Source organism: Methanococcus voltae PS (genome assembly GCF_024807035.1).
GTDB classification, from domain to species: Archaea; AGJL01; Methanococci; order Methanococcales; family Methanococcaceae; genus Methanococcus; species Methanococcus voltae.
The window spans coordinates 176,818-192,258 of record NZ_JANUCQ010000001.1 but is presented as its reverse complement, the minus strand read 5'-3'; the positions used below and the strand labels follow the sequence as shown (position 1 = coordinate 192,258).

The window sequence follows — 15,441 nt, the reverse complement described above, 5'->3', positions numbered from 1 at the left end:
AATAACTAATATATTATAATTAAAAATTATTAGGTGATTTTAATGAAATCAGTAGGTGGACTAGATTTTGTTGAAATGGACAAGTCCGTTAAAGAATTTTGGGAAAAAAACAACATATATAAAAAAGTTAAAGCTTTAAATGCAACTGCTAATAACCCGGATTATTATTTTGTTGATGGTCCCCCATACTGTTCCGGCGCCATACATTTAGGTACTGCTTGGAATAAAACTATAAAAGATACTGTTTTAAGATTTAAAAGAATGGAAGGTTTTAACGTTTCAGATATGGCAGGCTGGGATATGCACGGTTTACCTATCGAAGTTAAAGTTGAAAACGAGTTTAAACTTTCGTCAAAGAAAGATATTGAAACAAAAATCGGAACTCAAGTATTCATTGATAAATGTAAAGAATTTGCACTTACCCATAAAGCAAACATGGAAAAGCAATTTAAAAACTTGGGTGTTTGGTTAGATTGGGAAAATGCGTACATGCCAATCAAAAAGGAATACATGGAAATGGGTTGGTGGACACTTAAAAAAGCTCACGAAAAAGACCTTTTAGAAAAAGACCTTAGAGTTGGGTACTGGTGCCCAAGATGTGAGACTTCACTTGCTGAGCACGAAGTTAGGGGGGAATATAAAGACGTTGTTGACCCTTCAGCTTATGTGAAATTCCAATTAAAAGATGCAGAAAATGAGTACATAGTTATTTGGACAACTACTCCATGGACTTTACCTTCAAACTTACTCGTTGCTGTTGGAAACGAGTTCGATTATGCAAAAGTAGAAGTTATAAGAACGGATAACGAAACTGCTGAAACAAGTAAACAAAATTGGATTGTTGCTGAAGCTCTAGTTGAAAGTGTAATGAAAAAAGCTATCAATACAGCAGAATACCAAGGTAAAACACTTGAATACAATGTATTAGAAACCTTTAAAGGTAGTGAATTAGTTGGTAAAAAGTACATCCATCCATTTATGGAAGAAAACGAAAGACAGAAAGAATTCGCTGAACTTGAAAATGCTCACATGATTGTAGAAGGCGACCACGTGACAACTGAAGGTGGTACTGGATTAGTACACACCGCTCCAGGATTTGGGGAAGACGACTTTGCAGTTGGTACAAAATACGGATTACCTGCTTACGCTCCATTAGATGACAATGGAAAATATACAGAATCCATTTGGAAAGGTTTATTCATTAAAGATATGGATGAAAAAATAGTTGACTTGCTATCTGAAAAAGATTTATTAGTAAACTATGGTAAATCAAAACACTCATATCCGCACTGCTGGAGATGTAAAACACCTTTATTATTTAGGTCAACCGAACAATGGTTCTTATCAATCTCTAAAATTAAAGATAGCATCATAGAACACGGTAAAACTGTTGGGTGGACACCTAATTGGGTTGAAACTAGATATGTAAACGGCGTTACCTTTGTAGGCGACTGGAACATTTCAAGACAAAGATACTGGGGTATTCCTTTGCCTATTTGGGTATGTGAAGAATGTGGTAAATACGAAGTTATCGGAAGTATTGCCGAACTTGAAGAAAAGTCAATCGAACCGGTAAAACTCGATGATATTCATAAACCATCCGTAGACCCGGTTAAAATTAAATGTTCTTGCGGTGGAGTTATGAGCAGAGTACCTGATGTTCTAGACGTTTGGTATGATAGCGGTCTTGCACCATATGCAAGTATTGGTTCAAAAGAGCTTAAAAAAGCTGATTTCATTACAGAAGGACACGACCAAGTTACAAAATGGTTCTACTCCCAACACGCACTTAGCGAACTTGTATTTGGAGATATTCCATATAAAAAATGTTTAATGCACGGTTTCACCTTGGATGAAAAAGGAGAAAAGATGAGTAAAAGTCTTGGTAACATTGTTAGCCCTGACGATGTTATTGCTAAGTACGGTGCAGATATCCTTAGATTCTACCTTTTAAGTGCAAATAAAGCTTGGGAAGATTTAAGATTTGCTTACTCCGAACTTGAAGAAGTTAGAAGTATGTTAAACACTCTCTGGAACTCGTATTCATTCTCTGTAAACTACATGACACTTGATGATTTCGTTCCAAATATGGATTACCTTGAAAACTGTAGGGTTGAAGACAGATGGATATTAAGTAAAGTAAATTCACTTGTTAAAACTTCCAAGGAAGCTCTTGAACAACCATTCTTACACACATACACCTGGGCAATCAGAGACTTCGTATTGAACGATTTAAGTAGATGGTACATCAAATTAATTAGAGATAGAACCTGGCAAGAAAAAGACAGTAAGGACAAATTAGCTGTTTACCAAACATTATACTACGTATTATTAAAGTTAGTAACTGTTATGGCGCCTGTAGTTCCACATATCTCCGAAAGGATTTACCAAAACCTTAAATTTGAAGAATTAGGCATGCCCGAAAGCATTTCAATGTTAAACATTGAATATGACGAGTCAATGATTAATAAAGAACTTGAAAACGATATTTCATTAGTTAGGGAAATTGTAGACGGTTTATTAAGAGGTAGGGATAAAATTAAATATACTCTTAGGTACCCAATTTACAAAATAACATTACCTGAAGAAATTAAAAATTCAGTTGAAAAATATGACTATATTATCAAAGAACAAGGTAATGTCAAAGAAATTGAATTTAAAGAATTTGAAGGAAATATAATTGTAAAACCTAACTTTAAAGAACTTGGAAAAGTTTTCAGAAGTGATGTTCCGAAAGTAGTTAAATTTATAAATTCAATCGATGGAAAAGAATTAAAAGACGCTCTTAAAAACGGTTCATACACGGGTGAATTTGAAATTAAACCTGAATACGTTGAATTTAGAGTTGAAATTCCTGAAAATATCGTAGGTATTGAATTTTCAAAAGGAAACTTCTACATTCACAATGAAATTAAACCTGAATTGATTAAAGAAGGTTTAGCAAGAGAAGTAATTAGAAGAATTCAATCTATGAGAAAAGACCTTGATTTAGAAGTAAATGAAAAAATAAGTGTATTATACTCAGGAATTGAATTTAACGAAGAATTATTATCAAGAATTGCTAAAGAAGTTAGAGGAAACTTTGTAAGTGATTCCGATATTGATAGTAATGATTCATCAGTATATAATCAGGAATGGACCATTAAAACGCCTAATGAAGAAACATACGACTTAAAAATAAGTGTTAAAAGGATTTCCCAATAATTCCCTTGAATTAAATATTAATTAATATTTAATTAATTACTTGGTACTTAATCAAGTAATACTTAATTTTTACTTTTTTTGTAAATTTTAAATACATTTTTATTATTTTATAGATTTATTCAAATAGTACTATTGTTATTATATTATTGTTATTATATTATTGATATACTATGTTAGTGTTATATTATCAGTTATATTTTTAGAAATTAAAAACGTGAAATTATGAAAACTACAGTTATACTTGTAAATCCAAAATATAGCGGAAATTTAGGGGCTATTGCAAGAAATATGATGAATTTTGATACATACGACTTAAGAATAGTCCAGAATAAAGATGACGAAAAACCGGAAACAGTTTTGAATAATGAAGCCTTCATACGTGCTGTTCATGCTAAAGAAATACTGGAAAATGCCAAATTTTATAAAACACTTGAAGAAGCGTCTTTTGATATAGACTATCTTGTAGCCACAACAGGCGCAGTTTCTGGCGGGGATAAAAATATTAAAAGGATACCAATGACCCCTCGAAAATTAGCGGAAAAAAGTATTAGTCTTAAAGGTAATATAGGTATTGTTTTTGGAAGGGAAGATGATGGACTTAGAAATGAAGATGTTGAACTCTGTGATTTGTTAGTTTCAATCCCTACCTGTTCTAATTATCCTATAATGAATTTATCGCATGCTGTGGCTGTTATTTTATACGAATTATACAATATAAAGATTGATGATAACATACCTTACGATACTAATGTTAAAGAAGCGTCAAAAGAAGATAAAGACATATTACTTAATATATTTAATGATTTCGTAGATAAATCATTGATACAAGACCATAAAAAGCCAATTTGTAAAACTATATTTAAAAGAGTAATTTCTAGAGCTTTTATAAGCGGTAGAGAAGCTAATTCACTTATGTGTGTGTTTAAAGATAAAGTAATTGGTTCAAATAAAACTAAAGATTAAAAATTAAATCTAAAATTAAATCTAAAATTAAATACCATAAGCTAAAAACTAAAAAAAAGTTAAAAAAATGTAAAAATCTAAAATACAATATTTATTCCAATAATTCGATAATTCCAATATTATCAATACTTTCTAAGTATTTTCAATATTAATTTATTCTTAAATTATTGGCTTGTTTTATATGCGTAATATATCATATAAAGGGCAGATAAACCAACTAGAACATAAATAGTTCTTGCTACTAATGAGTTACCTAGTGAAATAATTTGTACGAGGTCTATGTTTAGTGCTCCCACTAACCCCCAGTTTAAACCCCCAATTATTACCAAAAAGATAGCAAGTTTATCCAACCATGTTTTATGATTTGCCATATTTCGCATTTTTGATTCCACTTCCATATCCATAATACCCCTCTCTAACAATATTTAGCAATATATACAAATTAATACCGATATTTAATTTTGAGATAGGATTATCTACTAAATAGTTAAGTTAGTTTCAATATAATTTATAAAAATTATTCTTTAAGTAATTATCTATTCAAATATACTGATATTTTATGAGGACAGATACGTATAATTAAAATAATTATTATATTTGAAGTGGCCTATCAAATAATTATAAAAATAAATAATTCCAATATAAATAAATACAAATAATAACTAAAATTTAAATTTATTAAATAAGTTATAAAATCGTAAGAATTGTAGGTTTAAAACTTTTTAATTAGGTGAAATATTGTCTAAATTTAGTGTGCATAATAAAAATAATATAAACGATACCAATGGTAAAAAGGATATTTTAAATTTAAATTTATTTGGAATTGATTTCAAAAACCCGGTATTTCTAGCGGCAGGTGTTATGGGGGAAACTGGTTCTGCTATGCGTAGAATTGCTAAAAATGGGGCTGGTGCAGTATGTACAAAATCCATAGGAATTGAAAAAAAGCCTGGGCATAATAACCCAACTATGGTTGAAGTAGAGGGTGGATTCTTAAATGCCATGGGATTACCTAACCCTGGAATTGACGAATATATTGACGAAATAGAATATATTAGAAAACAGATGAAAGACTTAAATGTAAAAGTTATAGGTTCGATATACGGCAAAAATGAAAAAGAATTTGAAAAAGTTGCTGAAACAATAGCCGAACATGTAGATTTAATTGAATTGAATATATCTTGCCCACATGCAGGTGGTGGTTATGGGTCATCGATTGGTCAAGATTGTAATTTAAGTCATAAAGTTGTTTCCACAGTTAAAAATGTAACAAAAGTGCCAGTAATAGCTAAATTAACACCTAATGTAACAGACATTAAAGAAATTGCTACTAGCGTTGAAGATGCGGGCGCTGATGGTATTACCGCTATTAATACACTTGGTCCAGGTATGGTTATAGATATAGAATCCAAAAAGCCAATATTGGGAAATATTTACGGCGGAATGTCTGGAAAAGCTGTCAAACCTATTGCAATTAAGAATGTATATGATATATATTCGGCTGTTGAAATTCCAATAATTGGTGTTGGAGGTATTACGACAGGTTCTGACGCAATCGAATTTATGATGGCGGGTGCTTCAGCTGTTCAAGTTGGTACAGGCGTTTATTACCGAGGATACGAAATATTCAACAAAATAAACGATGAAATCAGCGAATATTTACTTAAAAAAGAATTAAAAATGAGTGACATTATTGGATGTGTCCATAACTAGTTCGAATTTTCTTTAAATTACAATATAAATAAATTGAAAAAATAAAAAGATTGATAAATAATATTAAAATAATAAAAATAATTAATTATTTACTTTTTTAGTTAAATTCTATAGGTTTCTCTATACTTAGCCTTTGCTTTTCTTTTAAGATACATATTACCAGCTACCCCTGCTAATAATGGTAATGGCGTTCCGATATAAGCCATACCACAAAATGCACCTAAACATTTCTTAAATCGCGTAGTTTGGTACTTTAATATATTATCTTCTTTTTTACGGAATGCCGAATTAAATAAAGCTTTTTCGGAAGCGTAAACAATGTTATAACTCCATAATATTATATCGGATAACGGAGTAGGCGTTCCATGGAATGATGTCTTTCTGGATTTTATAGATGTATATAAATCCTCGGCAGTCTCTCCATTAAATTTAGTATGGCCATTACCCACCATTCTTGCAATATGGGCGTCACTATTTCCTAAAAATGCAAAAGATTTTTTATGATAGTTCTTAAGTACTTTATCTAATGCAATATTGTTAACAATACCATCTCTGTGGTATGCGTTGTATACTTCAACACCATCTAAATCCAAGTCAAATATCTTGTCACCAACTGCGTGACATATCGGGCTATATGGGTGAGGGCATACCGCTAAACCACCTTGTTCGTGTATTAAATCGATTGTCTCTTCAGCACTTAAGAATTTAGGGATTTCTTCATTTAAATATAGTCCTAAAATTTCCCCATCATTCGTCATTACTTCGCTACCTACAACCACGTCGACATTGTATTTTTTTGCAAACTCTGTCGCTTTTAATCCACCTTGTATAGTATTATGGTCCGTAACTGCAACCACGTTTAAACCACGTTTAGCTGCACATCTTACTATCTTTTCTGGTTCTTCAACCGAATCCGGGAATTTTAATCCCATATATCTCATTAAACCGGAATATTTAGAGTGTGTGTGCAAATCCGCTAATGAATTATAATCTTCCATAAATTCCCTCTTTTTGTAAATTAAAATTATTTCATAAATATAAATTATTATATAAAGTATTTTATCTTAAAAATTTAAATTATTCCTTATATGTTACACGTCAGTGTTTTTAATTTTTTAGTTTTAATTAATTTTTTAGTTTTAATTTTATATCCTATTTATGATTATCTGTCGATTTTACTATATATAATATATAGATGTAAAAACGAGTGTGATAATCGATAAAAAAATAAAAAATAGAATTGAAAAAATTAAATGATTATAGGTTGGATGATTAAAATATTAACAGATTGGAGCTGGTTAAAAATCTAAATAATTATGTAAAATTTTAGGCATTACATTTAAAATATCTCTGGAATTATAATTATATCCAATTTGCTTATTTAAGTAATCGCCTGCAAGTCCGTTTATAAATACGCCTGCACAAGCGGATACGTAAGGGTCATTTTTAGCGGAAAAACCTGCGATTAACCCTGCTAGAATATCCCCAGTACCCCCTATAGTCATTCCGGCGTTTCCTGTCATATTTAATTTTATGTTGTTTTTATTGAATACTATATCTATTTTACCTTTTAAAACTATATTTGACTGATATATGTCCGATAATTCTTTCAAAATTGGTTTTATGTATTCAAATTCTCCCTTATGTGGTGTAAATATAATATTTTTGTCCGTAAACAATTTTATATATAATTCTTTATTTTTTTCATTTAAATTTTTATTTAAATCATCACTGTCTAATGGATTAATCAATTTTATAGCGTCAGCATCTATTATTAATTTAGGCATGGACTCCTTTTCACTTAAAATTTTATTTAAATATTTTTCCAAAAATTCTTTTGTATTAGGATTTAAGCCAATTCCGCAACCTAAAACTATAGAATCATAGTTTTTAGAGATAGATGCCAATTCTTCGACATGATGTTTGTTAAAATATTCCCCTTTAAACTCTTTAATCATTAATTCAGGATAATTTTTTAAGGCTATTGCTACAGGAATAACGGTTGCTACAGTTACGACGTCCACAATCTTTGAAGCGGCTACTGCTGAAAAAATTGGAGCCCCATAATAGTCCTTAGAGCCCCCGATTACTAATGTTCTACCATTATTTCCCTTATGGGAATCCGTTTCAGTCTTTGAAAGACTTTTTAACTCACCAATTCCTATTAAATAATTAATATAATCTGGAATGCCTATTTCTTTTAAGATAGTTTTGTTTTTATTATTTGATTTTTCACTTGAATTTAAATTGTTGAAATTATCTTCGTTATACTCATCCTTATAATTATGAAAAGTAATTATCTTATCAGAGATTAAACCTTTAGTTTCGGTATCTAAACTAATTATATCAATATAATTATTATAATTAACATTATTTTTTAACAAATTTAGAGATTCAATACATTTATCATAAGGATATCTTAAATTACCCGATATTCCAGTCCCCAACATAGCATCTACGAATAAAATCTTCTTTTTACACTCATCTTCGTTAGCAATTGTATCTAATTTATAAGATATATTCAAAAATAATTGTTCAAAATCTTTTTTTAGATTGTATATATTAATATTTCCAAATTTATAAATATTATTTATTATGTCAAAATTTTCTTTACTTTCTTGTGTCTTAATTTCATCTTCATCATTTAATAACACGACATTAACTCTATGTGGGTTCGACAAATGCCGAGCCAATACAAAGCCATCTCCCCCATTATTTCCCTTACCACAAAACAAATATATTTCGGCATAAGTTGTATTTTCAACCTGTTTTTCATGATTAATTACTTCATTATATGCCTGTATTCCTGCATTTTCCATTAACATACGTTTAGATATTCCATAATATTCACAATTATTATCTAATATATTCATTTCGGCGGTAGTTATGTATTCTTTTTGAATTATTTTAAATTTTTGCTGAAAATTTTTCAATTGATTTATTATATTATTACCTAAATCTAATTTAGTATTGTTTAAATCCATTTGACCACCTTATATATATGATTGCGTATTTTATTCGTCATTTCACGATAATTAGCTCTTGAAAGCCATAAATAAAGCTTATATACTAAGTAATACTATCTAAAAATACATATGTAATTCATGCTATATTATACCATATATCTAATACGATAATTAATTATAACGTTATAATAATGAAATTGAAGATACAAAATAAGTGTAAAATGAAATTTAAATATGGATTTTTGAATGACTAAAATTTTTAGCAAGGATAAAACTAAATAGTCCGCGAGGGCATAACAATATAATAAATTATACACTAATACAATTGAATATTTAATTTAATATCGCATGAATAAAATATCTCGAAAAATATTATACAACCAACCAAATTAAAATATTGAAAATATAAAATATTGTAATTAAATTATAGTTAAATTATACTTATATTATACCTAAATTATAATTAAAAATATTAATCCAATATGGTGAGATTTATGAATAATGGACTTGAAGCAATTTTCAACCCAAAATCAGTTGCAGTAATAGGCGCTACTGAAATAGAAGGAAAAGTTGGACAATCTTTGATGAAAAACTTAAAAAGCTTTATGGAAAAAGGCGGTAACGTATACCCAATTAACAAAAAATATGAGGAAGTATATGGTTTAAAATGCTATGATTCTGTTTTAGATGTTCCGGGTGACATTGACCTCGTTTTAGTTTCAATCCCTGCTAAATTCGTTCCTGAAACAATGGAAGAATGTGGAAAAAAGGGTGTTAAAGGCTCAATTATTATTACTGCTGGTTTTTCAGAAGTTGGTGACCACAGTCTCGAAGAAAAAACCATCGAAATTTTGAAAAAATACAATATTAGAACAATTGGTCCTAACTGTCTCGGTGTAATCAACATGCACGATGACTTAAACGCTTCATTTAGTAAAGATTTCGACCAAAAAGGAAATATCGCATTTATCTCACAAAGTGGTGCTATTATGACCGCTTTAATGGATATTTCAATCCCTTTAAACTTAGGTTACTCAAAAATCGTAAGTATGGGTAATAAAATAGACGTTCAGGAGGATGAAATTTTAGATTACCTCGCAGACGATGAAAATACAGACGTTGTTGTTTTATACGTAGAAGGACTTAAAAACGAAAAATTCATAGACTCAGCACGTGCTTTATCTTGCAAAAAACCAGTTATTGTTTTAAAAAGTGGAAAATCAGATGCAGGAGCTAAAGCTGCATCATCGCACACCGGAAGTCTTGCAGGTAACGCTCAAATGTACGAAGCTGCATTTAAAAAAGGAAGAGTATTCAATGTTGAAACTTTCGAGGAAATGGTTGACTTATTAAAAATATTCTCAACACAACCAGTTATGAAAGGTAACAATGTAGGTATTATCACAAATGCAGGCGGATTTGGAGTTCTTGCTACAGACATGGTAAGTAAATATGGCTTAAATATGGCTGAATTTGAAGAAAAAACAATTAATGAACTTAAAAAATACTTGCCCGATACATCAGGTGTTTCAAACCCATTGGATTTAATTGGAGATGCAGATACAGAAAGATACAAACACGCATTTGAAGAATTAGCAAAAGATAGCAATGTAGATGGTATCGTTGTAATATTAACCCCCCAAGGAATGACTGACGATATTGGAGCTGCAAAAGAATTGGTTAAATTCCAAGATACTCTTAGAGCAAAAGGAGAAACAATACCAATTGTTGCTGCTTGGGTTGGCGGTAACTCAGTTTCAGAAGGTGCTGAATACTTAAAAGAACATGAAATACCTACATTCATGTGCCCAGAACTTGCAGTTAAAGCTTTATCTGCTACATACCAACAATACTTAAACCAAAATGTTGTTGATGATGGAGAATACCTTAAAAAAGTTCAGGAAGAAATATACGCAATAAAAACAGAAAAAGGCGACGAATTAAGAGAATTACTTGCAAATCCTAATGAAAACAATGCAAAAGAATTCTTAAAAATTAACGGAGTTCCTACACCTGGTAGATATGTAGCTACAAGTGCAGAGGAAGCTGTAAAATATGCTTCGACAATGGATAAAGTTGTAATGAAAGTTGTTTCAGCTCAGATATTACACAAATCAGATGCGGGTTGCGTTATCATTGCTCCGTCAGACATTGAAGGTGCTTACAATACAATTATCGAAAACGGTACAAAATATCTTGCAAAAAAAGGAGAAACTGGCGTTATTGATGGTGTATTAATTGAAGAATTTGTAGAAGGTAAAGAAATTATCATCGGTGGTAAAAGAGACGAAGTATTTGGCCCTGTTATCATGACCGGTCTTGGTGGTATCTTTGTAGAAGTTATGAAAGATGTTACCTTTGGAGTACATCCAATAACCAAAAACTACGCTGAAGAAATGTTACAACAACTTAGAACATATAAAATCCTCGAAGGTGTAAGGGGAGAGCCTAAAAGAGATATTGAATTTATTAAGGAATTAATCGTAAGAGTCGGTGTAATTATGGAAGCTTACGATGAAATTCAAGAAATTGACATAAACCCTGTTTTCGTTAAAGAAGACGGTAAAAAAGGTGTGATAGGAGACGCTCTTATCATGACAAACTAAGTATACTAGTTAATTTAGTAACTAGTTAATTTAGTAACTAGTTAAATTATTATTAATTAATTTCTATTTTATTTTTATTATTTTTAAATTGATTAAGTGATTCAAAAAAGTATTAAAATATTTTATATAATATGCGACAATCATATAAAATTAAAAATTTGTTATTTTGTATATTTGATATATAGTATCGATGTTTAGATAAGATTTAATCCATTTTGGTTCTTAAATCTTAACAACATCCACCTGCTCCTTGTATAGCAAGGTATTTTCCACTGAATACTGACTTTTTTAATACAATGTTTACACTTTCGAGCACTTGTTTTGCCATTTTGTCGATGTAAACCTTAAACTCTGGTTCTTCGTGTATTAATTCATCTGTATCCATTATTTTATCTACTAAATCTACTGAAAATTTAGGCCCTCCTCAACCAAATCCTTCAAATACTACAATGAAGTCCTTTGAAGTTGCTTGAGGTAGTTTTTCCATGATGAATTCTCTAGCATCATCAGATATGGTAACTGGTATCATCTTAACACCTCCTGTGTAATTCTATATAATTATTGAATATATAGGTTTAACTCATAACTATATTTATAAGGTTATTAGATATCTTAATATCTAATTGATAAAAAAAGAAATTGGATTAAAATCATAGTATGGTTATGGTGAAATTACAATAATGTATGATTTAAAAAATTTAAAAATAAAAATAAAAATAAGCAAGTAAAAATTTAAAAATTTAAAAATTTAAGTAAAATAAAAGATTTTGACAGTGTTAAGTCTTAGATATAAAACTTAGAATAATAAAATTAATAATATTTTTTAATATTATTAACTTATTAACCTATTAAATTATTCTAAGTCTCCTCTATCGGTAACTTTGTCTAATTTACAGTTGTTTTCTGGAATTTCTTCGAATCTTGATTCTAAAGCTTTTAAAACTTTAGGTACTGAGGTATATTCCATCATTGATTCTGGTAATCTGTGAGGTTGGAATGGACCCATGCTTCTCATCATATCAGCCATGTCTAAAGCTTTATCTCTTGCTTTATCAAATGCTTTGTCTGCGAATAAGTCATTTGGACCAACTAATCTTCCTTTTGACAATTGGAATCCTAAAGCCATAATTCTTGCAGGACCATCAAATCTTGAAGGCATAGCGTCTTCTTCTCCAACTGGCATCATTGGACCCCAGTGGCATCCTCTCATCCATCCTGATACTAAGTGTGGGTTAGCGAAAGCTTCTAAAAGTTCACCAACTGCCGGGAAACCGCTTTGAGCTCTTACGATAGCTACAGGGTCGTCTTTACCAACGTATTCTCCTGCCATCATGTTTAATTTTTCTGAACTTGCTACAGCTGCAATTTCGTTGTCGTATCCTCTGTAAACTCTCTTAATTGCGTATCTTTCTAAGTTTCCGATTAAAGCTAATAAGGAGTATGTTTCAACAGGTGTGCTCATTAAAACTCTTTTGTGGTCGATGATGTCCATAACTTCGTATTTGAAACCTTCTGTCATTGATGGGTCAAATACTAAACCTGGTGTGTTGAATGGACTGCTGAACATTTTGTAGAATGGCAAGTTAAATGCTGCAGGGTCTGTTTTATCACAGCAAAATACAACTAATGGTTCGCTTCTTCTTTCTACGAATTCCATTTCTGCACATCCTGGGCCTAAACCTTTAACGTTTCCTGAAAATGAGTCTGATAATAAATCTTGACCTGCACCGTATAATTTTAACTCTTTTGCAACTTCTGTCGCATCTGTTAATGCGTCCCAAGCTAATTTGTGTACTTCATCGTTATCTACACCTTTGTTATGAGTCATAACAATATCGATGTCGTCACCACAGTTTGTAACGTAGTAGTCGATTAATGTTTCGTCAACCGCGTTTTCAACTACGTATTCAACAGCGTCTAATAATTCAATAGGAGCTAATGTGTGACCGCATAAACCGCCCACATCTGCTTTAATAACACTTACAGTTACTTTTTCTTCCATAATTACACCTACTTAGAGATATTGGATATTAGTATTGATTAGTATCTAATTTAGATATCATTAAATAAATAGTGATAAATAATTAGCAAATAATAGTATGACATTCAATAAATATTTTATCTACATTCTATTATTTATAAATTTAATTAAGGATATTGATTAAAATAATTATCTGATAAATCAATATCATAAAGCACCATATATTATAAATTTCACTTTTATATAATTATCGCATGATTGGGATAAAATACAGTTGAAGATTAAAATATGATATCATATATTAAAATATTAAAATATTAAAATATTAAAAAAATTTATCATTCTAAATTAATTATTTTAGATTTCGAATTACAAACTTCCGTAATATATATTTTTCCGTATTTTTCAAGATATTTTACGATATTTGGAACATTTTCAGCTTTACAAAGACCTATATAGGAAGGTCCCGTTCCAGAAAGCCCAAAAGTTAAAGCTCCTGACTCTAATGCTTCTATAGATATGTTTGTAGGAAAATTCAAAGTAGACGCATAAAATAATCCATTCATAAAAAGGGCTTCATAATAATTACCCACTAAACAATTGTTAAATGCTATTTCAACGTAATTTTTAATTAATATCATACGTTCTTTGTTTAAATTTTTTTGATAGTTATTTGGAATTAAAACGATTACTTTTACATCTTCATCATTAAATGCGTCTCTCTTTAAAATTTTTCTATTTTCATTATCTGTTATTGTAATTCCACCATAGTATGAGGCTGTTGCATCGTCATATGCCCCAGTTATCGTTAAATTTTCATCAAAGCAAGATTTTATGCCCAAATTAATTATTAAATCATCCAACTCGTTATTAATTTTTTTATTAATTTTTTTATCGCCTTCGGGAGCATATTTTCCTAAAACCCCCATTGTGGCAAGAGTAACTGCATTAGCTGTTGCACTACTACTGCTTAAGCCGGATTTTATGGGCAAATTAGATTTTGTAGTAACCTTTGCGGAGTAATCCAAATTATAATAATCTAAAACATTTTTTACACATGTCTCTATCAAATTAGGGGCAATTTCTTTTTGCCCTTCAATCTTTCCATTAATGATTTTTTTATGGTCATTTATTAACTCGACAGTTGCTTCAACTCCTAAAGTTATACCAAATGCAGAGCCCTTATTTGTAGCAATGGCATTTATTATAGTCCCAGAACCATGAGATATTGCAGTACATTTTGAATACATATATTCACCAAAATTATAAATGTTTAAAAATTCAAAATCTTTATTATATAATTCTTATATAGGGATATATAATTAAAATAACTATTGTAATGTAATTTAATGCAATTAAATATACAGTAATTCTAAAAATTTAAAGTAGCGATATTATGAAATATGAGTATGTTTTAACGTCTTCTTTATTGAATAGGGCTCCAATTGGGGCAAAAACTTCGGATTTTAAAAATTATATAATTAATTTATTCGAAGGTTCTCACACTTATGAAATGCTTAAAAATGAAGATATTATAATTTTAAATGTATGTAGTCCATTAATTATTGCAGAATCTGTAATTGACGATGTAGGAAACTATGAAAAATTAGAATATAATGGAAAAACTTATTATTATATCAAAGAAGCTGAAAAAATTGATATAGTCAAAGTTAAAAACCGTAAATTTAGTAGTTTTAAAAATGAATATGGTAATTCATGCATAATGAATTTAGAATGTGAAAAAATAGATGAAAAAATCATTGATACTAATAAAAAGTATCAAAATGAGCTTAAACCATTTAACAGAGCCGATAGTTTACTGGTTGAAATTGCAGTTTTATATTCTCGCATAAATCTAGTTTCAGAAACTGAAAAAATTAAAATGATGGAAAAAATTAAAGAATATGCGAATATAATAAAAAAAGTAGGTTCTAAAGAGCATATGATAGTATTAAACAAATTTAAAGAACATATTGACATTTAAATTCTTATTTTTATTATTCTTATT

11 protein-coding genes are annotated in these 15,441 nt (G+C 29.9%); 5 read left to right on the top strand and 6 right to left on the bottom strand.

Annotated features, from left to right (window positions below):
- The first annotated feature begins 42 nt into the window (after positions 1 to 42).
- Both ileS and M2325_RS00940 read left to right on the top strand, forming a co-directional pair.
- Complete coding sequence (ileS, locus tag M2325_RS00945) at positions 43 to 3,204, top strand: isoleucine--tRNA ligase (RefSeq protein ID WP_209631636.1); 3,162 nt, start codon at positions 43 to 45, stop codon at positions 3,202 to 3,204.
- 222 nt (positions 3,205 to 3,426) lie between these two features.
- The gene (locus tag M2325_RS00940) at positions 3,427 to 4,167 is read left to right on the top strand and encodes an RNA methyltransferase (protein WP_259050576.1); all 741 of its coding nucleotides are present in this window, start codon (positions 3,427 to 3,429) and stop codon (positions 4,165 to 4,167) included.
- A 164-nt stretch (positions 4,168 to 4,331) separates the two neighbouring features.
- Here the strand turns inward: M2325_RS00940 and M2325_RS00935 are convergent, their stop codons facing one another.
- A complete protein-coding gene (locus M2325_RS00935; RefSeq protein WP_209590158.1) occupies positions 4,332 to 4,571 on the bottom strand; it encodes a DUF378 domain-containing protein in 240 nt (79 codons plus the stop codon).
- Between the two features lie 394 nt (positions 4,572 to 4,965).
- On the opposite strand from M2325_RS00935, the gene M2325_RS00930 reads away from it, so the two are divergent.
- A complete protein-coding gene (locus M2325_RS00930) occupies positions 4,966 to 5,880 on the top strand; it encodes a dihydroorotate dehydrogenase (RefSeq protein ID WP_259050817.1) in 915 nt (304 codons plus the stop codon).
- A 101-nt stretch (positions 5,881 to 5,981) separates the two neighbouring features.
- Here the strand turns inward: M2325_RS00930 and M2325_RS00925 are convergent, their stop codons facing one another.
- Both M2325_RS00925 and M2325_RS00920 read right to left on the bottom strand, forming a co-directional pair.
- Positions 5,982 to 6,878: a PHP domain-containing protein gene (locus M2325_RS00925; protein ID WP_209590157.1), complete on the bottom strand. Its 897-nt coding sequence runs from the start codon at positions 6,876 to 6,878 to the stop codon at positions 5,982 to 5,984.
- A 300-nt stretch (positions 6,879 to 7,178) separates the two neighbouring features.
- The gene (locus M2325_RS00920; RefSeq protein ID WP_259050574.1) at positions 7,179 to 8,864 is read right to left on the bottom strand and encodes an NAD(P)H-hydrate dehydratase; all 1,686 of its coding nucleotides are present in this window, start codon (positions 8,862 to 8,864) and stop codon (positions 7,179 to 7,181) included.
- Positions 8,865 to 9,340: 476 nt separating this feature from the next.
- Here M2325_RS00920 and M2325_RS00915 point away from each other — a divergent pair, with 476 nt between their 5' ends.
- On the top strand, positions 9,341 to 11,452 hold the full coding sequence (locus tag M2325_RS00915) for an acetate--CoA ligase family protein (protein WP_259050572.1): 2,112 nt from the start codon (positions 9,341 to 9,343) through the stop codon (positions 11,450 to 11,452).
- A gap of 229 nt (positions 11,453 to 11,681) precedes the next feature.
- Here M2325_RS00915 and M2325_RS08250 read toward each other — a convergent pair whose 3' ends face one another.
- The 3 genes from M2325_RS08250 to M2325_RS00900 all read right to left on the bottom strand — a co-directional run bounded on the left by M2325_RS08250 (position 11,682) and on the right by M2325_RS00900 (position 14,683).
- Entirely contained in the window at positions 11,682 to 11,981 is a 300-nt protein-coding gene (locus tag M2325_RS08250; protein WP_255296113.1) for an iron-sulfur cluster biosynthesis family protein, read from the bottom strand.
- A gap of 324 nt (positions 11,982 to 12,305) precedes the next feature.
- Positions 12,306 to 13,454 carry a fructose-1,6-bisphosphate aldolase/phosphatase gene (gene fbp / locus M2325_RS00905; protein ID WP_209590153.1) on the bottom strand — a complete coding sequence of 383 codons (1,149 nt, stop codon included), beginning with the start codon at positions 13,452 to 13,454 and terminating at the stop codon, positions 12,306 to 12,308.
- A gap of 317 nt (positions 13,455 to 13,771) precedes the next feature.
- Positions 13,772 to 14,683 carry a shikimate kinase gene (locus M2325_RS00900; protein WP_259050570.1) on the bottom strand — a complete coding sequence of 304 codons (912 nt, stop codon included), beginning with the start codon at positions 14,681 to 14,683 and terminating at the stop codon, positions 13,772 to 13,774.
- 146 nt (positions 14,684 to 14,829) lie between these two features.
- On the opposite strand from M2325_RS00900, the gene M2325_RS00895 reads away from it, so the two are divergent.
- A complete protein-coding gene (locus M2325_RS00895; RefSeq protein WP_259050564.1) occupies positions 14,830 to 15,417 on the top strand; it encodes a DUF447 domain-containing protein in 588 nt (195 codons plus the stop codon).
- The last annotated feature ends 24 nt before the right edge of the window (positions 15,418 to 15,441 follow it).